Genomic DNA, 22,483 nt, shown 5'->3' with positions numbered 1-22,483 from the left:
TGTGCATGATCTTTGCGAGCGGTGTTGATCTCAGCACCTAGCGTGAAGCTTCTGTGAGGGGCTTGGCCAACTTGCCTCTCCTTTGGCGTGCGCTCAACTGGCTGGGGCCGAAGGCCGCTTGAGCGCCCACAGCAATACCTGGGGGCGGTTTCCGCGTGCCCTGGGCCGGGAACGGGGAAAGGCTCACGATGACGCGTACAGCCGGGTTGGGGAGACGGATGCTACGGAGCGCCAGACGGCTCCGTGGTCTCAGCCTTCCGACTACAGGTGTCCTCCTGGTGAGCATGCTCATCCCCGCCGCGGACGCGATGGCCTCGCCGAACACGCATCGGCACGTTGCGGCCCCCGCGGTGGCCAGGGACAAGCAGATCCCCTTCACCCGTGCGAAGCCGAAGGCGGCCGCGGCGTCGAAGAGGTTCACCCGGTTCGATCCCGAGGGGCACGCCTCGCTGCCCGGTGGCGGCAGCTCGACGGTGTCGCTGTCCGTTCCGACCACCGGTGGCCGTGCGGCGCACGCCGCGGCGGACTCGACGGCCTCCCGCCGGGCGGTGTCGCGGGTGCGGGCGGGGTCGTCGCCGGTGTTGCTGTCGGCGGTGCATTCGGGTAACTCGGCGCGCCGGGTCCAGGTGAAGACGGTCGACCAGAAGACCGCACGGGCAGCCGGTGTACACGGCGTGTTGTTCACCCTGCGGAGCGCGGGCGGCTCGGGCAGCGTCGGGGTCGATGTGGACGACTCTGCCTTCCGCAACGCCTTCGGCGGCGACTACGCCTCACGGCTGCACTTGGTGCGGCTGCCGGCCTGCGTATTGACGACCCCCCGACTGCCGCGCTGCCAGGCGCAGACGCCGCTGCGCACCAGGGCCGGCGCACCGCTGTCGGCCCAGGTGTCGCTGCCGGCGACGACGGCCAAGTCCCTGTCCGCACACACTGCCGGGGCCTCCGGCGGCATGGTGGCGCTGGCCGCGACCGCGGGCACCAGCGGCTCGTCCGGCGACTACACGGCGACCAGCCTGTCGTCCGGTGGCACCTGGTCCACGTCGGGCAACACCGGGGCCTTCACCTACAACTACCCCATCTCCGTGCCCGGAGCCATCGGTGGTTCGGCTCCCACGCTGACCCTGAACTACAACTCGGCGACCCAGGACTCGCGTACTGAGGGGACCAACAACCAGTCCTCGTGGCTGGGCGACGGCTGGTCGACATCGGACAACTACATCGAGCGGACCTACAAGTCCTGCAAGGACGACTCCTCGTCGGACGCGCCCAAGAACGACGGCGACGAGTGCTGGGCGGGCCAGGTCCTGACCCTGTCGCTGGACGGGAAGTCCACACAGATCGTCTACGACGACAGCACCAAGACGTTCCGCGCCGCGCAGGACGATTCCACCACGAAGATCGAAGACCTGACCGGCGCGACCAACGGAACCGACAACGGCGAGTACTTCAAGGTCACCGAGAACGGCACGCAGTACTACTTCGGCTGGAACCGCCTGCCGGGGTGGAGCTCGGGCAAGGAGGAGACCAAGTCGGCCTGGACGATGCCGGTCTACAAAGCGCACAGCGCGGTGTCGGACTGTCCTGCGGGCACCGACTTCGCGTCCAGCTCCTGCATCCTGGGCTACCGGTTCAACTTGGACTACGTCGTGGACCGCCACAGCAACGCGATGGCGTACTACTACGCGCCGGAGACGGGTTACTACGGCCCGAACATGAAGAACACCGCGGTGGCCTACACCCGCGGCGGGACGTTGAAGCGCATCGACTACGGGATGACCTCGTCCACGGTCTACTCGGCCACCGCGCCGGAGCAGATCCTGTTCGACGCGACGGCGGAGCGCTGCATCCCGGGCACGCCCGCGGGCAACACGTGCTCGGACTCCCAGTTCACCAAGTCCAACCCGGAGTACTGGCCGGATGTGCCGATCGACCTGAACTGCGCCAAGGACGCGACCGACTGCACCAACCACGGCCCCAGTTTCTGGTCCCGCAAGCGTCTGACCTCGATCACCACGCAGGTACAGGTCGGCGGGGCGACCAAGCAGGTGGACCGCTACGACTTCACCCAGTCCTTCCCTGACGGCGGTGACCACGCCCCGACCCTGTGGCTGGACAGCATCAAGCACACCGGCCTGGACCTGCTCGGCGGTGCCTCCGCGAGCACCTCCACCCCGTCGGTGAGCTTCGACCCGCCGCTGCAGCTGGCGAACCGAGTCGGGACGATCCCACAGATGCCGTTGATGTATCACGACCGGATCCAGACGGTCACCACCGAGACCGGTGCGCAGACCACGGTGGCCTACGACACCCCGGACTGCTCCAGCGCCCCGGCAAGTGATCCGTCCGACCCGGCGGACGCGGCGGCGAAGGGGTTCGCCTCGACGAACAAACTGCGGTGCTTCCCGGTTTACTGGACACCGGAGGGACAGCCCGCGCCGATGCTGGACTGGTTCTCCCTGCACCCGGTCCGATCGGTGTCCACCATCGACCCGCACAACAGCTACCAGGACGGCACCGAGCCGGAGTTGCTGACGGAGTACTCCTATAAGGGGAACCCCGGCTGGCACTACGACGACAACGAGACGGTCAAGAGCAAGAACCGCACCTGGGGCCAGTTCCGCGGATTTCCGGAAGTGGACGTCACCACCGGTGACCCGAACGTCTTCCACTACACCGACGGGGCCAAGGTCTACGACCAGAAGACCCTCACCAAGACCTACTACTTCCTGGGCATGAACGGCGACACCATGCCGTCGGGGACACGCAGCGTGCCCGACCTCACCAGCCAGGACGGCAGCGTCAGTGTCACCGACGACAACGCGCTGGCCGGGCAGGTCTTCGAGACCGACACCTACACCGGTGCGAACGGCGGCATCGACAAGGCCGTCGTCAACGTTCCGAAAATCATCGGCCCGACCGCCACACGGGCCCGGACCGGAGTCGCGGACCTGACGGCGAACATGGTCCGCCCCGCCAGGACGCTGACCCGTCAGGCCGTCTCCTACGGCTGGCGCAAGACCGAGACCGACACCTTCTACAACACGACCCTGGGGCAGACCACCACCGGCATGGCCGTCCAGAGCGACGACCGCGGTGAGACGGGTGCCACCGGCAACACCGCCAAGTGCACCTTCACCCGCCATCTCGACGGCGCCCGCGCGACCGTGGTGGTCACCGCCGAGACCATCGTCACCGACCAGGACTGCAACAGCTCCGGGGCCATCCCTTCCGGAAAACTGGTCTCCGACACCCGCACGTCGTTCGACGGGCACGCCTTCGCCTACAACGGCGACGGGCAGTCCAACCCGGACCAGCCGAGCACGGGCGATGCCACCCTCGTCCAGAAGGCGTCGGCGTCCAGCGGGGCGAGCGCCACCAGGTTCGTCGACCAGACCCAGAGCACGTACGACTCCTACGGCCGAGTCGTACTGGCCACCCGGACACCCCACTCCACCGCCCCGGACGGCAGCAGCCTGGCCCAGACCGTGGCGACCTCCTACACGCCGGCCACCGGCGCGCTGCCCACCAGCACCACCACCGCCACCCAGATCACTCCGGGCACGGCCTGCACACCGGCCACCACCTCGTCCAAGGACTGCCAGGTGGCGTCCTCCGGGCTGGACGCCGCCCGTGGCGTGCCCCTCACCAAGACGGATGTGGCCGGTCTGGTCACGTCGCTGTCCTACGACGCGCTCGGCCGGATGACCGGTGTCTGGCTGCCCAACGAGAACAAGGGAGCCGGCGCCCCCGCCAGCATGACCTACAGCTACGCGCTGTCGGCTACCGCTCCTTCGGTGGTGTCCACGGGCACCCTGCTGGACAGCGGCAGCTACAGCGTCAACGAGACGCTGTACGACGCCATGCTGCGCACCCTGCAGACCCAGGTGACGGCAGAGAACGGCAGCACCACGGTCTCGGACACCGAGTACGACTCGCACGGCTGGACCGTGGTCACCCACAACAGCTACGCGATCGACGGCGACCCGCGCTCCAGTCTGGTGTCGGTCTCCCAGGTGAGCATCCCCGCCACCACCGTCACCGACCACGACGCGATGGGACGCACCACCCGGAGCACCGAGGAGCACGACGGGGTCCAGACCTGGAACACCCGCACCGCCTACACGGGTGACAAGACCACCGTCATCCCGCCCACCGGAGCGGTGGCCACCACCACGGTGGCCGACGCTCGCGGTCAGAACACCGAGCTCGACCAGTTCACCGTGGCACCGACCGTGAGCGGTAACGCCAACGGCGGCTACACCGCCACCGGCGGGACGTCCCACGCCACTTACTACGGTTACGACGCGGCCGGCCAGCAGAACAAGGTGACCGGTCCCGACAACGCGGCCTGGGACTTCGGCTACGACCTGCTGGGCCGCAAGACCTCGCAGGCGGACCCGGACGCCGGCGCCAGCCACTACGGCTTCGACGACGCCGGGAACCTCATCTCCACCACCGACTCACGCACCAACGAGCTGGACTTCACCTACGACCTGCTCGGCCGCAAGCTGACCGAGACGGACAAGGCGAAGAACTTCAAGGTCGCCTCCTGGCTGTACGACACCTTGCGGATCGGCCAGCTGACCTCGTCCACCAGCTATGTGCAGGGCGTGACCGGCGGATACACGGTCGCGACGACCGGCTACACCACACTGGGCAAGTCGACCGGTACGAAGATCACGCTGCCCACGAGCGAGGCACCGCTGCCGGCCAGCTACCAGACCAGCTACACCTACACTCCCAAAACGCAGCTGCTGGCCACGCAGGCCGACCCGCGCACCCAGGGCCTGAACAACGAGACCATCACCTATGGGCACGACGTGCTCGGCAACCCCACCACGACCGCGAGCAGCATCCAGACCTACGTCGGCGGCACCGTCTACACCAACTACGGCCAGCCCTCGCAGCTCACTCTGGGGGCGTCCACCAACCCCGCCTGGGTCACCTACTCCTACGACGACCAGACCCGCAAGCCCATCGAGCGGCTCATCTCGCGCACGCAGGCCCCGGGGCCGCAGGTGGACGACACCACGTACTCCTACGACGCCGCCGGCAACCCGCTGACCACCGCCGACCAGCAGTCCGAGACCGGCAACACGGTCAAGGACACCCAGTGCTACCAGTACGACGCGTTGGCCCGGCTGTCCGAGGCGTGGACCGCGAAGGCCGCCTGCCCGGCGCAGGGCACCGACCCAACCGCCGCGACTGTCGCCGGCACCACCGGGTCGTACTGGCAGTCCTACAGCTACAACGCCATCGGTGACCGCACCCAGGTGGTCGACCACTCCACCACCGGTGGGGCCGACATCTCCACCGGCTACGTCGAGGGCTGCACCACCGGCTGCAACACCACCGGCGACCAGCCGCACACCCTCACCAGGACCACCGGAGGAAGCAACCCGGCCGACTTCGTCTACGACGCTGCGGGCAACCTGCTCACCCGCACTCCCACCGGCAGCGGCGCGGGCCAGAGCCTGACATGGGACGACGAAGGCCACCTGGCGCAGGTCGACACCACCGGAAGCAGCCCCACCACCACGAAGTACGTCTACGACGCCGACGGCAACCAGCTGATCCGCCGCGACCCCGGGAAGACCACGCTGTTCGCGGGCGACACCGAGATCGTCGTCAACACCGGCGTCACCCCGAACGTCCTGCTCGGCGCCGTACGTAGCTACACGCACGGTGGTGCCGGCACCCCGGTGGCGGTCCGCTCCAGCCTGCCCAGCGGAGGTGCCGATTACCTCTTTGACGACCCGCACGGCACTGGCACCATGGCCATGGACACCACCACGCAGAAGGTGTCCCGTCAGCAGTACAAGCCGTACGGGCAGCAGCGGGCCAACGCCAACGACACCCCGTGGGCGGACCCCACCCACTCGTTCCTCGGCAAGTCCCAGGAGGCCGCAACCGGTTATACCGACGTCGGTGTCCGCAAGTACGACCCGACGCTGGGGCGCTTCATCAGCGTCGACCCCAAGTTCGAGGCCACCGACCCGCAGGAGCTCGGCGGCTACGCCTACGGCGGTGACAACCCCGTCACCAACGCCGACCCGAGCGGCCAGATGTACCCGGCAGACATGGGCCCCGGCCCGAGCTACCGCCCGCCGACGGACGCGACGGACTGGCTCTTCCGCGGCTCCACCGTGGACTTCGGTGGCTCGGTGCACATCCAGTCCAGCGGGTTCACACCGACCTCTTCGGACCCTGGTGTCTCCGTCCACTTCGCCGTGCAATCCGCGAACGACTATCACACGCAGGGCGTACTCCACATCCTGAACCGGCAGGACCTCACCGACGTGGAGGTGATCGACAATTACGAAATGTCGCTTCGGTACGAGAGCGAGGTGCTGGTCGGGGCGTCCGCCAAGGACATTGCGAACCGGGCCCGGGTGACTATCCCGGTCGAGCAGGCGCGGGACATCCTCTCCAAGATGGGGGTGGACGTCGATCCGTCCACCAGGCTCGGTGATCTCAAATTCAACATCGAGGCGACCCCCAAGCTGACCCCCGAGCAGATCGGGGAGTTCGCCAAGAGCGCCGGAGCCGACAGCGGTTCGGGTAGCGGTGCCGCCTCGACCGCGAGCAAGCTGGCGGACTCGGCGGGCGGCGACGCGGGCTTCATCACGGTCGGAGGCGCGCTGAAGGGCAGCCTCTTCGTCGGCGCGGTGGCGCTCTCAGCCTACGACGTCGCCAAGGCGCCACCGGCCCAGCGGCTCCACACCGCCACACGGGACGCCGCGGGCCTCGCGGGCGGCCTCGCAGGCGCCGCCTACGGCGCGGAGGTGGGTGCGGCCATCGGCTCGGCCATACCTGGGGCAGGTACCGTCGTCGGCGGTGTGGTCGGCGGTGTCGTCGGAGGCATCATCGGCAGCGGCGTGGCGTCCGATGTGGCCGACAAATTCATGAATTGGTTCTAACTCAGGATGGAGGCATCCTCGCAATGAGCGGTACCGAGCCCGTCGGCCTGCTGCAAGTCGAGATCCTGTACGAGCGGCCCTCGGCGAACAGGGTGGTCTGTCACGCTCGCTGCATCAGTGTGGGGCGGAGCGTCTTCCCCGGCGATTCGGTGCTTCCGGTGGACAGCCCAGTGGACGCCGGGGCGCCCCCGGCCCGCGTGGTCCGGATGCACCGGCCGCCGTTCGGAGAGTTCTCCGAACTGTCCCCCGGCTGGCACGCCGTCGTCGAACTCGAAGGCACGGACCTGTCCTGGGTACAGCCCGAGGCGAACCTCCGAGTGGTCCCGCCAGTAACCGGCACGGAACAGGGACAGGAGCGCTGAGTACCAGCTTCTGCCGCCACCCAGATGACAGGCCCGAGGCGTTGAGGATCTCTTCTGGGGTCCTCAACCTCGGGAACTTGGGCGCAATGTCCTAGAAAATTCCTACGAGCGCGGCTCAGCAAGGTCGTGTCGGGTCGTGGACCCTGCTGACAGCGGCCCTGTCGAGCTGGCACCCGTCCTGAACTGGCAGGATGCTCGACGCTGCGGTGGACCGATCAACCTGACGAGGTCGGTGCTGCGTTCATCTGAGGCGAACTGCTCGGCGGGGTGGCTGTGATTGCTCTCGGCTTTGGGATGCGCTCACAGATCCGAACGACTTCCACGAGCAGGGGGTGTGCTCCACATCCTGAATAGGCAAGACCTCGGCGATCTGGAAATTGTGGACGGCTACTACCAGTCCATCAAGCTTGAGAGCGAGGTGCATGTCGAGGGGTCCGCTGTCGGTCTCGCCAAGCGGCCCGGGTGACGATTCCGGTTGAGCAGGCGCGCAGCATGCTCTCCAGGATGGGTATCGACGTCGGCCCGTCCACCAGGCTCGGCGACCTAGTGTTCTGAGTCAGGAATTCGTTTCAGATAGCTGGCGAGGCGTTCGAGGATCTCGTCGGCGGTCTTCGTCCAGACGTAGGGCTTGGGATTGGTGTTCCAGTCGGCGATCCAGGTCCGGATGTCCTTCTCCAGGGCCTGAACGCTCTTGTGGACGCCTCGCCGTATCTGCTTGTTCGTGAGTTCTGCGAACCAGCGTTCCACCAGGTTGAGCCAGGACGATCCGGTGGGTGTGAAGTGCAGGTGGAAGCGCGGGTGAGCGATCAGCCAGGTCTTGATCGCCTGAGTCTTGTGGGTGGCGTAGTTGTCGAGGACCAGGTGGACATCGAGGCCCGGCGGGATCTCGCGGTTCAGTTTGGCCAGGAACTTCTTGAACTCTTCGGCCCGGTGTCGGCGGTGGAGAGAGCCGATCACGGCGCCGGTGGTCACATCGAGCGCGGCGAAGAGCGTTGTGGTGCCGGCGCGAACGTAGTCGTGTGTGGTCCGCTGCGGGATGCCGGGCATCATCGGAAGGACTGGCTGTGAGCGGTCGAGGGCCTGTATCTGTGACTTCTCGTCAACACAGAACACCAGAGCGCGCTCGGGTGGATCCAGGTAGAGCCCGACGACATCGTGGACCTTGTCCACGAAGTACGCGTCCGTCGAAAGTTTGAACGTCTCGCTGCGGTGGGGCTGCAGCCCGAAGGCCCGCCAGATCCGGGAGACGGTCGACTGCGACAGGCCCGTCTGCGTGGCCATCGCCCGCGTCGACCAGTGCGTGGCGTTCTTCGGCGTGCTTTCCAGCGTTCTCTTAACGACCGCGGCGACCTGCTCGTCGGACACCGAACGTGGGCCGCCCGGGCGTGGCATGTCACCGAGGCCCTGTAAACGGTCGCGGACGAAACGCGCACGCCATTTGCCGACCGTGTGTTCCTCGGCTCCGACCTGGCGGGCAACCTCCCGGTTGGCAGCACCGGATGCACACGCAAGGACGATCCGGCAGCGCAGAGCCAACGCCTGAGGCGTCGACCGCCTGCGGACCAACTCCTCTAATACTGCAACGGTCTATGCCGTGACTGTTGGTCAGGTCGTTCGTTGGTGGGGTTATGGGTGGGGACCTTGCTGATATCAGTTTGTGGGCTGGTGAGTTGGAGCGGTTGCAGGAAAGGTTCGTGCACCGGTTCAGCCGGAGTGAGCCGCGGGAGTCGACGCTTGCGTATATGCAGGGGTTGATCGCTCCGCTGGAGCGGAAGAACGGCTGGACTCTGGCAGAACAGGCGGGTCACGGCGTTCCGGACCGCATCCACCGGTTGCTGAACCGGATCGACTGGAACGCGGATGAAGTCCTGGACGACGTCCGCGACTACGTGGTGGAACATCTCGGTGACCCCGACGCCGTGCTGATCGTCGACGACACCGGCTTCCTGAAAAAGGGTGTCCGCTCGGCCGGCGTCCAGCGTCAGTACTCGGGAACGGCGGGCCGGACGGAGAACTGTCAGGTCGGTGTCTTCCTGGCCTATGCCGGTGCCTGCGGCCGCACGCTGATCGACCGCCGCTTGTATCTGCCCACGTCATGGACCGATGACCGGGACCGGTGCCGGACTGCAGGCGTTGAGGACACGGTCCCCTTCGAGACGAAGGTAGTGATCGCGAAGGCGATGGTCCGCCGGGCGATCACGGAGAAGATCCCGTTTAGGTGGGTGACCGCGGACGCCGCCTACGGCTTCTCCAAAGGATGGCGGACCGAGCTCGAGCGGGCGGATGTCTTTCACGTCATGGCCACTACCCGCCACGACACCGTCGTCTCCCGCTGGGCCATGGACCACCCCGTCCACGACCTGTTCAATGGGCTGCCGCGGCAGAAGTGGAAGCGTCGTTCCTGCGGGAACGGTGCCCACGGCCCGCGGGTCTACGACTGGGCGAGAGTGGAAGTCCGGCCCTGGCACCGCGAAGACCGCCGGCACTGGGTTCTCGCCCGCCGAAGCGTGGGCCGGCCCGACCAGATCTCCTACTACATTGCCTACTGCCGCGCCGAGACCACCCTCGACGAACTTATCCGCGTCGCCGGAAGCCGCTGGGCGATTGAGGAGTGTTTCCAGACGGCGAATCAGTAATGCGTCCTGGACGACTACCAGGTCCGCCGCTACCCCGGCTGGCACCGCCACATGACCCTCGCCATGGCCGCCCACGCCTGCCTCACCGTACTGCGAGCCCGAGAGCTCGACACGGACAAAGCAGAAACGGATCCTCCCAGCTCATACCCCTCACCGTCCCCGAACTCCGACGCCTGATCACTCGCCTCACCCACCGCCGCCGCCCACCATCCATCGAGCACGTCCTGCACTGGTCCTACTGGCGGCGTCGAAGACAACAGCAAGCCCGCGTCAGCCACTACAAACGCCGCGGCCACACACCACCAGAAACTGCCCAACCATCAGACCAAAGACCGTTGCAGTACTAGTGCGCACCCCAAAGCTTTCAGGGATTGCGCGTGCCGTCATTCTTCGGGGACCAGGCACACGCCGCGGCGGGCGGCGTCCTCGGCCATCTCCGAGTAGGCGAGGGCTGCGGGAGTCATTTCCCACTCAGTGAGGGCGAGCAGCAGGACCAGCTCGTCCCGGTCCTGCGACGCGTCGCACGGCAACCCTGCTGCCTTCACGACCGCCACCAGGACCTCGGGCGATGTTCCGTCGACACGTCTCGCCACGACACCGCGAAGAGTTTCAAATCCCTGCTGGTAGAGCGCGTTCGCCTCTTCCAAGAGCCGGAGCATCAGGTCCTCATCGCGACTGGCCGCAGCGATGGCGGCCAGGTCAAGGAGGCGCTGGGTGGCTGTAGTCACCATGACAGTGTGCCTTTCGAAAGGGAGCGGAGGGAACGGCCCGCGGACGGAGCCAACTGCCCTGCGCCCGGGGCGCAGAGCTGATTCGGATGGGCGGGCCCGCTACTGCGGAACCGCGCAGTCGCTGCAGAGGGCTCGTCCGCGCTCACGGGCCAGATCGGGCTCCCTGCGGGGCTTCAGTTTCAGTGCTCCGCGAACCTGCGCCTCGAGAGCGTCGAAGTCGGGTCCTTCGTCGGCATAGACGACGCCCGGGTCGGGTGCCCCGCAGGTCCTCGCGTGTCGAATGAGGTCCGAGATGCGCCAGTCGGCTCGGAAGCTGTCTCCCCGCACCTCCTCGACCTCGGCGCACAGGTCCGCAAGGCGCGGCCGCCGCCCCGTGGAGAGCAGCAGGTCACGGCGTGAGGCGAACACACACAGGGAGCACGAGCAGCGGGATGTTCCCGCGTACCCCGGGCGCAGCGGCCGCGCAGTCGTCCTCAAGAGGATCGCTGTGCTGGCTCCTGCGGACTCGCCTGAGGCGGCGCGCGTTGAGGATGCGCTCGGCTGGGCGGGGCGTGGTTACTGGCAGGACATACGGGAGCGGACGGCCACCGTGCGGGCTGAGCGGGCGGCTCTGACGTCCCACAGTGCCGACGTTGCAGAAGCGCTCGAGCGGGGCGGCCCGGCGCCCTCGCATCCAGAGGACTTGCGGGCCGCTGAAGTGACCGCTGCGCTGGAGCTACTGGTGGGTCCGTGGCGCGCCCCGTTGAGGCTTATGATCCGTCACCGGGTGGCCGCGTACGTCGCCACTTTCGTGCTCCTCCTCATCACCAACAAGGCGCTGGTTCTGAGCGGGACGATCTCCTACAGCGTGTGGGGCTGGATCTGGTACGTGCCCCTTCTGTTGGCCGAAGGAAGGCTCAAGTTGGCCCGGACCGTGGCGCGGCAGCGAGTCATCGCCGCGATGGAGGCCCGTCACGCCGGCGTTGCCGCCCCCGCGGGCTAGGGTCCGACTTTCGACGCTGCGGTTTCCAGCACGATGACTGCCTGCTTCAACAGGTGGAGCCCCGCCCTGACTGCCAGGGCGGGGCTCCGTGAGCGATGGCCGGCTCGTGCCGGGTTGAAGCCCGGCACGGAACGTGGTAGCGAGCCACGTCATACCGGCCATCGCACAGTCTCCGGGCCCAAGCGGGGGACAACGATCCCCAACACCCGAAGACCGCAATTGTGGAGGCGGTGTACATACCTGCCTCGTCAGCCGCGTTGTGCCTTCTGTTCGAGGATGCGACGGCGCGTCCATGCACGCCTGCCGAGGGGCGTGAGTCCGTCGGTCTCCTCCAGCAGCGGCAGGTTGCCCTGGGACAGAGAACTGACATAGGAGTTGAGACTCTTGAAACCGAGCAGTGCCGCGGCCTGGGTCCCTGACAGCAGCTCGTCCGGATCACCGTCGGCCGGCACGTCGGGCAACGCAGGCGCCTGACGTGTTGCTCCGGCCCGCTTGCCCTTGCCCGGCCGGGTGGCACGCCAGTCGGCGATGGTCTGCAAGCGCCACTTCTGCCGCTTGTAGGTGCCGAGCTGCTCAACTTCGTCGGGTTCAGGGAAGTAGCCCGGGTGCTCGGCCAGGTACGTGGTGATCTGGCTGCGGCTCTTGTAGCCCAACACCTTCGCGACCTGAGCGGCGTTCAGGAGCTCGTTCGGATCGCCGCCGGCCAGCGAAAGTTCCTGCAGGCGTGAGGGCTGTCTGCCCTCGTGCCACCTGCGGACTTCAGCCAAGTCCCACAGTCGTGCGCGGCCGCGCTGGTCGACATGTACGGGGAAGTCGTTCTTCTCGCGCTCGGCATACAGCGAGTTGACGCGTGCGACGCTAAGTCCCAGTTCCGCGGCGAGCTCCTTGGAGTCGACGGGGTCCTGCTTCTTCGGCTTGCCGGCCATGGTGGTCGCATCCGTTCATGCGAGACGGGCCGGCCCTTCCGACCTAAAGCTCATAATGGCAGCAAATTCGGGGGGGTGTCCAGCCGCCGGCGCAACCCTGCCCGCCGATCGCGGACCGTCAGTACCTCTCAGCGAGGAGGCAGACGCCTCGGCGTGCAGCATGTGCCGCCAGTTCGTCGAACGCCATCGCGCCCGGCGTGTGCTGCCACGAGGCAAGAGCCAGGAAACTCATCGCTTCTTCCCGGTTGGCGCTGGGGAAGCCTGCCACCTCGCTGTCCAGGCACAGCTGGCTGGTCGACAGGGCGCGGGAGCGATCCGCGAGCTCGGTGCGCGTCTCTTCAAGCCCCTGGTGGTAGAGAGCGTTGCCCTCGTACAGCAGTCGGCGCAGTCGTGTGTCCGCCGCGGTGGCAGATTCGGCGACTACGGTGCCGCGGCCGTTGACGGCGCGGCGGAACCGGTCCTCGGCGAGGAACTGGTCACGGGTGGCGGCCAGTGCGCCGGCCCACTCGGCGCGCACGGCGGCGACGTCGGACCCGGTCAGCACGACGCGGGTGCGGTAGCGGCCGTGGGCGAGGCGTCAGAGCGACTGTCCGAGCAATGGTCCTGAGGATCATGGGCCGATTGCGAGAGACACCACCCTCAGTCGCAGCCGCCGGCCAAGCCCACGAAAGGGCCCGTAAACAAGTCAAGTTGACGGTGCTTGCAAGCCTGCGAGCGCCTCGCCTCCGACCTGACGGTGGCGCTTCCGGTACCAGCCGCACTTGCATGCCGAGCCAGCCGTGGCCTTCGGGTGCGGCAGGATCTCAGCACAACATTGCCCAGATTCGTGGGTGTGCCTCACCCTGCTCGTCTCCAACGGCCCCTTGTGGTGGGTAAGCAACAGACGGCTGGCCATAGAGACATCGCGAGACGGGCCCTCCCGGCCCCCGCCCGTTGCCGATGTCGGCTTGCCGCAACCCTTTCGGCAACGTGACGGGACGGATGCCGAGTTCGACCGCGGTCTGCTTGGCCTGCTTGCCGGCGCGGACCAACGCGATGGCACGTACCCGGAACTCCGGAGGATGGGGGCGAGGCATGACTGCCCGCCTCTCGTGAAGGACTGTCAGTTAGCCGTCAGAACTGGAGCGTAGGACCTGGGACAGGTCACGCTGTCACCCAACTCCGCAGCAGTCCCGTCCTCGCGGAGCGGCGGCCTGCAGAGCAAGGCTGACACGCAGGCCTACCAAGACTACAGCTTCTTCCTGGAAAGCGAGTTGCCTGCCAAGATCAAGATAGGTAGCGTGCTCATGATCACATCGTGAAGGTGAAGTGAAGATCCCGGGGGGTTAAATGAACTACCGCACCACCGCACGTTCCTCAAGATCATCAACCACCATCCGAAGATTGAGGCTACTGCGGCGTGTCCTGCTCACACTTTCCGCCTCTTTCGGCTTCTTCACGGTGTGGACGTCGCCCGCCAGCGCCGCCTACGTGACAGACAATCTCGTGCCAACCACCAGCTACAGCCCCGCCTGCCGCGGAAGTGGCCCCTCTGTCAATGCCACTATCTGCCTCACAGACAATGCCGAGGTCTACTACTACATGGACAGCAGCGGCGAGTTCGAACTGGAAGCAGACGATAGGGGGATCGTCGACAATAATCTGGACTATGAGTTTAGGCCCACGCATCTCGCCTTCCACTACGACTCCGACCCCGTGTTCAGCGGCGCCGGCGAAACTGACCTCATTTACCAAGAAGGCCTCGTCGACAGCGACTTCGACGGCGCCACCTGGTGCAACGATGCCGTTGATAGCGCGACCTACCGGTGTGACCAGTCGTATGTCCGGATTCGCGGCGGTGGTGCGTACACCATCAACCTCGCCTGCCATGAGACCGGTCACGCCATGGGGCTCACCCACGGCGACTTCGCCAGCCCGTACATCGCCAACAATGACATGCGCCTCGGCTGCATGACCACCTCATCTCTGACGTACGACCTGGGCGACAACCAGGTTCAGAACATCAACAGCGTCTACTGAGAGGCCGGAAGTGCGCCACATCTCGTTCAACAAGATCATCGCGGTTCTGGTGCCGGTGATCGTTATCGCAGCCATTGCATTCGGCGCATCACAATGTAGGTCTGCAACCTCAGCTTCCGAACGGCTGGGGAACGACACCGCAGAACAGCCGATTATCCTCGCGGCGGGCGCTGACCGCCTCCCCAACGAGACCGCCTCTGATTGGGTAACGTACGCCGACCACGTGGTCGTCGCGACGGCCACCGATGAAGCGGAGATTCCTCCCGCTCAGACGGAAATCGACCGCGGGGAGGGCCTCATAGGACGATCCGTGAGCATGCGGATCGATCGAGTTCTCTGGTCCCGCCCCGATGCCCCTAAGGCAGCGCCTGCGACATGGCAGCGCACATCTCCCGGCTGGCAGTTCACCAATGGGGACACGACCAATCGCAGCGAGTTCGCGATGGAGCACCGGCCACGCATCGAGGTAGGTCACACCTACATCATTGCCCTTGAATGGCAGGCAGAGCAGTGCTCGGAGGGTGACTACACCCCTGGCCAGTGGCTCGGCCTCGGCTCCGAATCAACCATCCCCTACGACGACTCGACAATCGGGGTCGGCGAAGTAGAGGGCTCCGTGCAAGATGCAGCAGAAGCTGAGAAGGCTGCAGCCTCCGATCCCGCGTCCACCGTCGAGAACGACATGACCGGTCAATCGGCGACCGATCTCGCAGGTGCTCTCGCTGAAGCGACACCCGCGCCTGGCGTCGCGCCCCTCGCTGCATCCAGCGATGCCACCCCCTGCTCCTGACACACACCCTTCAGGGCATCCATCGTGCGCCCCGACCAGTCAGTGTGACGCGAGTCGTCCAACCACCGGCGCAGGCTGCACGTCAACCTGCGCCGGCCTTGCGCACAACTGCCAGGAAACCCCGCATTCTACGCTCCCTGCTTCGATTCAAAGCAGACAGCGTGCTTGTCGTGCGGAGTTTCGAGTTGGTGCCAAATGGCTACGCGGTTACTCCCGGCCCCACATGCTTGGCCTATGAGACGACCGGAGAGGGCGCCCGTCTCGACCTGGCGGACACTCCAGCCGCGGGTAACGAGGCCGTCGCTGGCCACAGCCACGATCTCGGCGATCGAGGCGGGATTTCTTGTGGCTACGTCGAGATCTTGGCTAAGGCGGTCGACCAGACCGTGAGCCTGAACGGCATAGCCGCCCGTGATCATCCCGACCGAGTCGGGCAGATGCATGGTGCCGATGACTGGAGCGTCGCCATCACCGTCATGGCGAGCAAGCAGTGTCCGCGCACGGTCCAAAGCGCGTGAACATGCATCAAAGTCTCCGGCAAGAGCATGCCCCTGCGCCTCTCGCTGCGCGGCCAGGCCCCGGATCCGCGGCGGGAGCGTGCCACTCTGAACCACGCCCGCTCCACGGTGTGTGGGCCGACGGCAGACGGGATGGGAGCTGCGGCGAGTGGTGGGCTGCGGGAATCAAGGGCGTCATCACGAGCGCAGTAGCCGGCCGAGACGACCAGTCTGGTGGCCTCACTCATGCTTCTTGGGCTTGTACAGGAGTCATCTCCCGCTGTTCCATCTACCCCATGACCCAGCGATCTTTCATGGGCGAGATCAAGCGCCGCTTCAGCCCGCATCCTACTCAAATACCAAGAACGACCTGGAAAAGACTAAATCGAGCGAAAACGGACTCAGGGTGGCCGCTGCTAACGCTCAACTTCCTTAACTTCGCCCTCTTTGCTGCAGTTTCCATATATTTTGCAACCTCTGTGCATGCATTCTCAGCCCTGTATTGGTGGTTCAGCATCCGCTGCGTCCTTGGTCTGTTGCGGACTGGACACGTGATGGTGTGCGTCGCCAGAGGCGAGACAGGACAGCTCGCACCCCAGGCGCCCGAAACCGCACCGCAGGCGCCCGAAGCCTTGCCGCGAAGCCGCAGGTATCAAGGGAGGCATACCTGAGTCCGGACGTGGCCGGAGGGCCGTGCAGCCCACAATTCGCATCACGGAGTCGGAGCACGATCCGCGGGCCGTGCCACTCTCGTGCCAGAACGGACGGGAACTCACGGGCAACTGGGGTTCAGAGGGGTGCCACTCCGGCGGTCGAATGAGGCCGGGAATCCGCAGATCACGCCTGCGATCGACCAACCTCGCTCCTAAAGCGGTACTTACTCGCCTGTCCGACGTACGCCGGTGCAGGCCACCAGTGTGTCGCCGTCTTCGGTGAGGAAGAGCATGAAGATCCATGCCCTATCGGCAGATGTGACCTGCCCAAGCCGCACCGGTTGGTCGTGTCGGCCGAGGAGCTGCACCGCTCGATCCAGCCCCAGAGTCTCGATGCCCTTCCGCCGCGTGTGCCGAAGCCGGCGCGCATAGATCCGGGCAAGCGACTCGGCGGGGGGAGTTCCATCCCATACAACGTGAGTAGCGCCGCCGTGGAGGGCAGCCAGGACAGCCACGGATGCCTCGTCGTCGCCGGTCAGCAGCCGCATCAACAGATGCCGTTCCATGGTCACCTCCGCCGGGATCCTGCTGTACAGCAGTGAAGTACAGCAACCCTCTCGACCCTAGGTGGCCGACAGCAGCCGCAAGACCCCGACTGACCAGCCCGGCAGACCTCAGCAACCATCCCGCCCATAGTTCGCATCGAGGGGCACCGGCCGGTCGGAGTGACTCGGTTACTAGACTCCGCCCACCACCGCTGAACAGTGCGGTGAAAGGGGAGACTCATGAGTGATGACGGCCTGATGCGGGAGCCGTTCACGGCAGCGGACCGCCTGCTGATCTTCCTTAAGATCATTGTGGCGGTGCTTGTCCTGCCGCCGGTCCTCATGTGGGCTGCGGCCGTGCTGTTCTACGTACTGGCCTGAAAGGCCTAGGACGGACTGACATCAGCGGCTGACACCAACAAGCGCGAACAACGCCGGTCAGCACCAGATCTCGGCGATCCCTCGACCGAAGCGCCGGACCGGTCGAGCAGCGTCGACAGCGTCCTGTGATCGACCTGATAAGGATGAGGCCACAGGTCCAAATCCTCCAAGCCGCGCAGGCCGTTGCCCCTAATCGGTGGAAGTGCCCCGCCGGCTGGCTCCTCCCCAACACCCGAATCAGAGACCTGCCGATCCAGTTGATCGCGTCCAAAGGGCGCGGATCTCTTCCGCGTGCTCTGCATCCCAATACTTGACGTGGCGAAACCGATCGAGGTCGTACCCGGCGTGCATTTGCCAGGGAGAGGCCAAGGACCACAGTGCGTTCCAGCACGTCCGGACTTCCCGGCGTACCAGGGCTCGTGTCTCGGGTTCCGCGGATGCTGCCCCTGCGAGAGGTAGTGCGTGGTCAAGCGTGCCGACCAGGTACAGCAGAGCCGTGTGGATCGCGCGAGCTGCCTGCCGCTCGTCACTTCCCCGGTCAGCGTGACGGATCCGGACGAGCCGAGCGGACACGAAGGACTCGACTCCTTTCACGTCCTCCAACGTGATGTCCTCGCCGTAGACCAGGCGCTCCATCGAATGCCGTTCCATGGTCACCCCCGCAGGGATCCTGCGGTACAGCAGCCAGATACCGCAACCCCCTTCCAGTAGCGCCTCTCCGAAGCCTAGGGACGGCCGGTATGACCCTCACTGACCGATCCCGCTACAGCTACGGATCAGAAGGCTTCTGACATCTACGCCGCCGGACGGACTCCTACACCAGCATCTCTGTCCGTCCGTCGCACCAGTCGAAAGCGAGGACTTCACCCGCTGGTTGCCAGGTGGAGGAGGGGACGCGGGCGCGGGCCGTAGGGGTAGAGCCATGGGCTCCAGTTACCTTCTTGAAGGTGGGAGATCGCGATGAGTGCGTCGGCGGCGTTCTTGCAGCGTGAGTGGCGTGCCGTGAAGGACGCGATGCGGGGTCGCTGCGTGAGCAGCCAGGCGGCGACGATTCGCGGGTCGCCGTCGTACCACCACGTGAAATCGAACTCCTCCCACAGGAAATCCGTCCCCCAGCCCAATGTCAGTCGGACGAGGCCGGCATCCGCGGCGGGGCCGGCGAGGCCAGCGATGTGGTCCAGCCATGGCTCTAGGCCGCCCGTGGCGTGGGCGACGCCTTCCACGAGGTCGCGGATGTCCGTCTGGGGCCGGCCGCCGGTGAGGGCGAGGGTGAGCAGTGCCCGGAACGCCTGCTCGACCGCGGTGCGCTCGGCGACCGGCCAGCTGATCAGTTCGGCCCCGTGTCGGCCGAGACCGCGCAGTTCATGGGACGGGTCGGTGCCAGGACCTTCCGGGCCCCAGTGACGCAGGGCACGCGGTATGAGGCGGCGCCACAGGACCAGGTACTGGTCCGCGTCCCAGTGATCGACGACCTTGCCCATGAAGCCTTCGAGGACGTCGTCCGGCACATCTCGCGGATCACCGCCGAGGATGCGCAGTTCCGCTTCCGTGAAGCAATGAGTGCACCCCTCCACCGGCCGGTCGAGTTCCGGAGGGGAGGCGAAGATCCGGTCCACCTCGGCGAGGGCGAGCCGCCACATCGTGTACGGGTCGGGGACAGGCTGATCGAGCATGGCGGCTACCTACCGGGACTCCGCACCGTGGGCCGAGCGAAGAGCGTGACGCTACACGGGTTCCCGCCCGGCCGGTACCCGTTTCCCGACGCAGGCGAGGTCAAGATCCTCAAGGGCCAGGTCGGCTGCCCGTCTCTGAAAGCCAGGCATGGGCTACCAGGCCGTCTCTGGGCCGTGAAAGGTTGACCAACGGTGACAGGGGACACCGGAGGGTGACAGGTCCCTCGGCCATCTGACCTGGGGGGTGCCAAACGATCTGCGACGCTGATTGGGTTATGCCAAAGCCCGGAGATTGCTCATCGCTAGGCATACTCAGCGACGAACTCCGCGCGGTACCTGGCTTGGTAGTCGTCGAGTGCCCGCCCAAGCCTGGCAGCTCCGCGGGGGACGCCGGCCGCGAGCCGCTCCCAGCCAAGGAAGCTCACACCATCCGGAATGCTCACCAGGCCGGTGATGGCGTCCCAGAAGGCATCCCAGTTCATGCCGTAGAAGTCCGGGAAGCTCAGCTCTCGCTTCAGGAGCAGGTGCAGTGCGCGCTCGTCGGTTCTCTGCCGTTGTGGTCAGCTCCGGCAGGAAGCCGGGCGGTCGTCCCACTGCCGAGGCGGCCGCCCGGCCACGAACCGCTCAGCGAGGCGCCCGTCCAGTGTGCTGTGGTGTGGCCGGATTCTTAGCTGTCGGGCGGCGCGGTGCGGGCACACGAGGCGAGTTGGCGTTCCAACTCGGTGCGGATGTCCTGGCCAAGGCTGCCGGTGCGGGCCCATTCGATGAGCAGTTCCGCGCCGTGCCGAAGCTTGGTGTTCGTGTTCTGGCGGAGCGCCCTCAGGACATTCCACCCCTGGTCGGGGGCCAGTTTCCCTACGGCAAGGATGACGCCGATGGCCTGGTCGACGACGGCGTGGGAATGGACCGCCTGCTGCAGCTGAGCGTTCTCCTCCCGCAGCTCCGCCATGTGCTGCTCCACCGCCTCCCCCGCGGCGGGTGCTGTCGGTTTTGATCCGGTGGTGTCGACGGACACGGCTGCTTCCGCTGATACACCGTTCACGCCGTCCCGGCCGGGACGGCCTCTTCCGTTTCGCCTGCCCGAGTTCCGTGACGGTATGGGTCCGGTCTGAACGCCGGCTCTGCCAGGCCCAGTTCTCTCGCCCGTGGAGGGCTCTCTTCGCAGGCTGCGGGGCTGCGTTTAGGCTGGCGGGGGTGCTTAGGACGCAGGCACGTCGCACGCGGGTTCGCCGCCCGGTGCGGTGCCCTGTGTCCTGTGGTGCCCGGAGGTGCCCTTCCGTGAGTGATGAAACGCGTGCACGCATCCACCCACCGACGGTCTTATCAGGGCAGCGACAAGCACCTCCGGACGCGGCCGCACCGGGGCCGCTCGAGCTGCGCAACCGGCAGCTGGCCCGTGCGAGTGTCGAGTCGGCGCAGCTGATTCTCATGGACCGCTACCGTCTGCCCTCGCCGGAGGACGCCTTCGTTCTGTTGCGCAGCGCCTCGCAGCGTTTCAACGTCAAACTGCACACGGTCGCCGACCTGGTGGCGCGAATCGCCGGCCCGGATGTCGATGCCGGCCTGTGGTTCCCGCGCCGCCCCCGCACGGCCGCTCCGGCGTTGCCGGGGCTGGGTGTCGCGCGGGATGGGCAGCGAAGTCACGGCGCGGTGCTCAGGGCCGGTCTCCAGCGTGTCCTGCACGTCGCCGATACCGGGATGGGCAACGTGCAGCTCGTCGGGAACGGCATGCTGCGACTGGAGAAGCACACCGGCTTGAACCGGGAGTTCACCGACTTCTTCGCCTTCGTCCGCGACGCTGGCACCGCCTGCGCTCAGGCCGTACGGCAGCGGCAGCAGGTCACCGTGAAGGACGTGGAGTCGGCCGACGTCTTCGACGAGGACTCCCGCCACGCGATCCTGCAGGCGGGCAGCCGCGCCGCACACAGCCTCCCCTTGATCGGCCGGGCCGGCCAGGTGCTCGGCATCATCTCCTCCCACCACGAGAGAACGCTGCGGGGCTTCAGCCAGACCCAGCTCACGGATTTGGCTGCGACCGGCACGGTGGTCGGGCGGTGGCTGCACTGGCATCGCCAGACCGTTGTCCTGGACGCCCTGGAACACCTCCACGCCCAAGCAACCGGCACGAACGGCGAAGGCCCGGACAGGACGCAGTGAACCTCACGGCTCGCGCGCTCTAGCCGTACAGCAGATGTGATGGAAGTGTGTACAGAGCGGGTGCCGGTTCAGGTTGGTACGGAGGCGGCCTCTCGCAAACGGGGCTCGCTTAGGCAGACAGGCGAGAGCCGCTACCGAAGTGGGGGCGGCTATGCGTCTGCTCGGCTGTGCTCCGCGCCCGGACCCGCCTACGCATCCCCACCCCTCGCCTATGCGGATGGGGGAGCGGCGACGGTTGGCGACGAGAGTGCAAGAACGCGACCGATCCGTAGCGGAGTTCCGGACCAGGGCCTGCCAGAACATGTAGCGCCAATGCGCCCGCCGCTGGGCCGAGTCGCTCCGGTAGTCCGGAGGCACCCGCTCACTGGTCACCGCTTGTGAGTACGTCTCCATGCCCGGAAGGGTTTTCGGGTCGACGGCCGACCGCGTCCCCGCCGACCCCGAACTCGCCGCGCGCGACGCCGCCGGACTGCGTGAGGCCACCGAGGGCACCAACACTGGAGGGAACCCAGGCTCAGTACGGCGCGATCCACCGCTGGACGGCCAGTCCTCGTCCCCCCACGGTTCTCCAGCCTCCACGCCGCTCACGGTCGTACGCGCGTCGAATCCGCAGCGGTAGGGATCCAGCACCACCTCGGGCAACGTCGAGTCGGTCGGTGAGTACTGCCACTCCTGCATGCATCCTCCAGCCTCCGACGCTCTTTTGATGTCCAGGAGGCGGGCTGCGCCACTGACGGTTGCACCAGCAGCGTCGAACCACCCGAACGCCCTCAAAAGCATCTCGTCACACCTCCCGCAGCCCCTGGACTGGGCATGTTGAGCCGGTGGCGTGCCGAGCAGTGGTGGGCCGCCCGGACGTCGTGTCCCGGCGCGTCGGGCGTCGTTGAACAGGATGTCGCTCGCGTCCCCGGCCGTGAACCTCGATGCGAGAGCTGAGCACCCGATTTCCACTGCCTGGTCAGGGGGCTCAGCGAAGCCCGGCCTCCCTTGCGTGCACACCCGAAGGCCGGGCTACTCACTGCGCGCGCGCCGTCCGACAACGACTGCCGCATAGGTCGGGTCCTGATAGACGTCCCTGCGGCAGGCTCGCCGATGCGGGTTCGGCGACGTCGCGGCCCCGCCGACCGGTCATGCGTTGCTCCACGCCGCCCGACAATGGCAGTGGCGCGCCACCACCCCGTGGCTCGCAGCCACCCTGACGCGTGTGGTTGCGC

Annotated in this window: 15 protein-coding genes and 3 pseudogenes; 9 read left to right on the top strand and 9 right to left on the bottom strand. The window is 66.6% G+C overall.

Annotated elements, in window-relative coordinates; all coding sequences use genetic code 11:
• The first annotated feature begins 284 nt into the window (after window positions 1–284).
• Together ACIRQH_RS00210 and ACIRQH_RS00205 are read left to right on the top strand one after the other, a co-directional pair.
• The gene (locus tag ACIRQH_RS00210) at window positions 285–6,917 is read left to right on the top strand and encodes an RHS repeat domain-containing protein (protein ID WP_404223943.1); all 6,633 of its coding nucleotides are present in this window, start codon (window positions 285–287) and stop codon (window positions 6,915–6,917) included.
• A gap of 23 nt (window positions 6,918–6,940) precedes the next feature.
• On the top strand, window positions 6,941–7,279 hold the full coding sequence (locus ACIRQH_RS00205) for a hypothetical protein (protein WP_404223250.1): 339 nt from the start codon (window positions 6,941–6,943) through the stop codon (window positions 7,277–7,279).
• A gap of 543 nt (window positions 7,280–7,822) precedes the next feature.
• Here ACIRQH_RS00205 and ACIRQH_RS00200 read toward each other — a convergent pair.
• Window positions 7,823–8,845, bottom strand: coding sequence for an IS630 family transposase (locus ACIRQH_RS00200; protein WP_404223248.1), 1,023 nt, complete (start codon window positions 8,843–8,845; stop codon window positions 7,823–7,825).
• 62 nt (window positions 8,846–8,907) lie between these two features.
• Between ACIRQH_RS00200 and ACIRQH_RS00195 the strand changes: the two are divergent.
• Window positions 8,908–10,092: pseudogene (locus tag ACIRQH_RS00195) on the top strand (IS701 family transposase).
• A 206-nt stretch (window positions 10,093–10,298) separates the two neighbouring features.
• Here ACIRQH_RS00195 and ACIRQH_RS00190 read toward each other — a convergent pair.
• A complete protein-coding gene (locus ACIRQH_RS00190; RefSeq protein ID WP_404223246.1) occupies window positions 10,299–10,646 on the bottom strand; it encodes a hypothetical protein in 348 nt (115 codons plus the stop codon).
• A 751-nt stretch (window positions 10,647–11,397) separates the two neighbouring features.
• Between ACIRQH_RS00190 and ACIRQH_RS00185 the strand changes: the two genes are divergently transcribed.
• On the top strand, window positions 11,398–11,628 hold the full coding sequence (locus ACIRQH_RS00185) for a hypothetical protein (protein WP_404223244.1): 231 nt from the start codon (window positions 11,398–11,400) through the stop codon (window positions 11,626–11,628).
• A 248-nt stretch (window positions 11,629–11,876) separates the two neighbouring features.
• Here the strand turns inward: ACIRQH_RS00185 and ACIRQH_RS00180 are convergent, their stop codons facing one another.
• The 3 genes and pseudogenes from ACIRQH_RS00180 to ACIRQH_RS00170 all read right to left on the bottom strand — a co-directional run.
• Window positions 11,877–12,554, bottom strand: a complete 678-nt coding sequence (locus tag ACIRQH_RS00180; RefSeq protein WP_404223242.1) for a helix-turn-helix transcriptional regulator — start codon at window positions 12,552–12,554, stop codon at window positions 11,877–11,879.
• Window positions 12,555–12,672: 118 nt separating this feature from the next.
• Window positions 12,673–13,098 (bottom strand): hypothetical protein, encoded by a 426-nt coding sequence (locus ACIRQH_RS00175; RefSeq protein WP_404223240.1) that lies wholly within the window; start codon window positions 13,096–13,098, stop codon window positions 12,673–12,675.
• Between the two features lie 373 nt (window positions 13,099–13,471).
• Window positions 13,472–13,630, bottom strand: a pseudogene (locus ACIRQH_RS00170) (IS3 family transposase); the annotation flags it as partial.
• 253 nt (window positions 13,631–13,883) lie between these two features.
• Here ACIRQH_RS00170 and ACIRQH_RS00165 point away from each other — a divergent pair.
• The 3 genes from ACIRQH_RS00165 to ACIRQH_RS00155 all read left to right on the top strand — a co-directional run bounded on the left by ACIRQH_RS00165 (window position 13,884) and on the right by ACIRQH_RS00155 (window position 15,881).
• Window positions 13,884–14,573 (top strand): hypothetical protein, encoded by a 690-nt coding sequence (locus tag ACIRQH_RS00165; RefSeq protein ID WP_404223238.1) that lies wholly within the window; start codon window positions 13,884–13,886, stop codon window positions 14,571–14,573.
• 10 nt (window positions 14,574–14,583) lie between these two features.
• Entirely contained in the window at window positions 14,584–15,363 is a 780-nt protein-coding gene (locus ACIRQH_RS00160) for a hypothetical protein (RefSeq protein WP_404223236.1), read from the top strand.
• Window positions 15,364–15,533: 170 nt separating this feature from the next.
• Window positions 15,534–15,881, top strand: coding sequence for a hypothetical protein (locus tag ACIRQH_RS00155; protein ID WP_404223234.1), 348 nt, complete (start codon window positions 15,534–15,536; stop codon window positions 15,879–15,881).
• Window positions 15,882–16,737: 856 nt separating this feature from the next.
• Here ACIRQH_RS00155 and ACIRQH_RS00150 read toward each other — a convergent pair.
• Window positions 16,738–17,079: a hypothetical protein gene (locus ACIRQH_RS00150; RefSeq protein ID WP_404223232.1), complete on the bottom strand. Its 342-nt coding sequence runs from the start codon at window positions 17,077–17,079 to the stop codon at window positions 16,738–16,740.
• A 219-nt stretch (window positions 17,080–17,298) separates the two neighbouring features.
• Here ACIRQH_RS00150 and ACIRQH_RS00145 point away from each other — a divergent pair, with 219 nt between their 5' ends.
• The gene (locus ACIRQH_RS00145; RefSeq protein ID WP_404223230.1) at window positions 17,299–17,439 is read left to right on the top strand and encodes a hypothetical protein; all 141 of its coding nucleotides are present in this window, start codon (window positions 17,299–17,301) and stop codon (window positions 17,437–17,439) included.
• Between the two features lie 863 nt (window positions 17,440–18,302).
• Here the strand turns inward: ACIRQH_RS00145 and ACIRQH_RS00140 are convergent.
• The 3 genes and pseudogenes from ACIRQH_RS00140 to ACIRQH_RS00130 form a co-directional block, all read right to left on the bottom strand.
• Window positions 18,303–19,112 carry a hypothetical protein gene (locus ACIRQH_RS00140; protein ID WP_404223228.1) on the bottom strand — a complete coding sequence of 270 codons (810 nt, stop codon included), beginning with the start codon at window positions 19,110–19,112 and terminating at the stop codon, window positions 18,303–18,305.
• A gap of 302 nt (window positions 19,113–19,414) precedes the next feature.
• Window positions 19,415–19,645, bottom strand: a pseudogene (locus ACIRQH_RS00135) (barstar family protein); the annotation flags it as partial.
• A 134-nt stretch (window positions 19,646–19,779) separates the two neighbouring features.
• Complete coding sequence (locus tag ACIRQH_RS00130) at window positions 19,780–20,127, bottom strand: ANTAR domain-containing protein (RefSeq protein ID WP_404223226.1); 348 nt, start codon at window positions 20,125–20,127, stop codon at window positions 19,780–19,782.
• Window positions 20,128–20,390: 263 nt separating this feature from the next.
• On the opposite strand from ACIRQH_RS00130, the gene ACIRQH_RS00125 reads away from it, so the two are divergent.
• Window positions 20,391–21,269, top strand: coding sequence for an ANTAR domain-containing protein (locus tag ACIRQH_RS00125; RefSeq protein ID WP_404223224.1), 879 nt, complete (start codon window positions 20,391–20,393; stop codon window positions 21,267–21,269).
• Window positions 21,270–22,483: the final 1,214 nt, after the last annotated feature.

It is taken from the genome of Streptomyces sp. NPDC102279, assembly GCF_044766365.1.
GTDB lineage: Bacteria > Actinomycetota > Actinomycetes > Streptomycetales > Streptomycetaceae > Streptomyces.
Note: the sequence above shows the minus strand (reverse complement) of the source record. Positions and strands in the feature narration are given on the sequence as shown.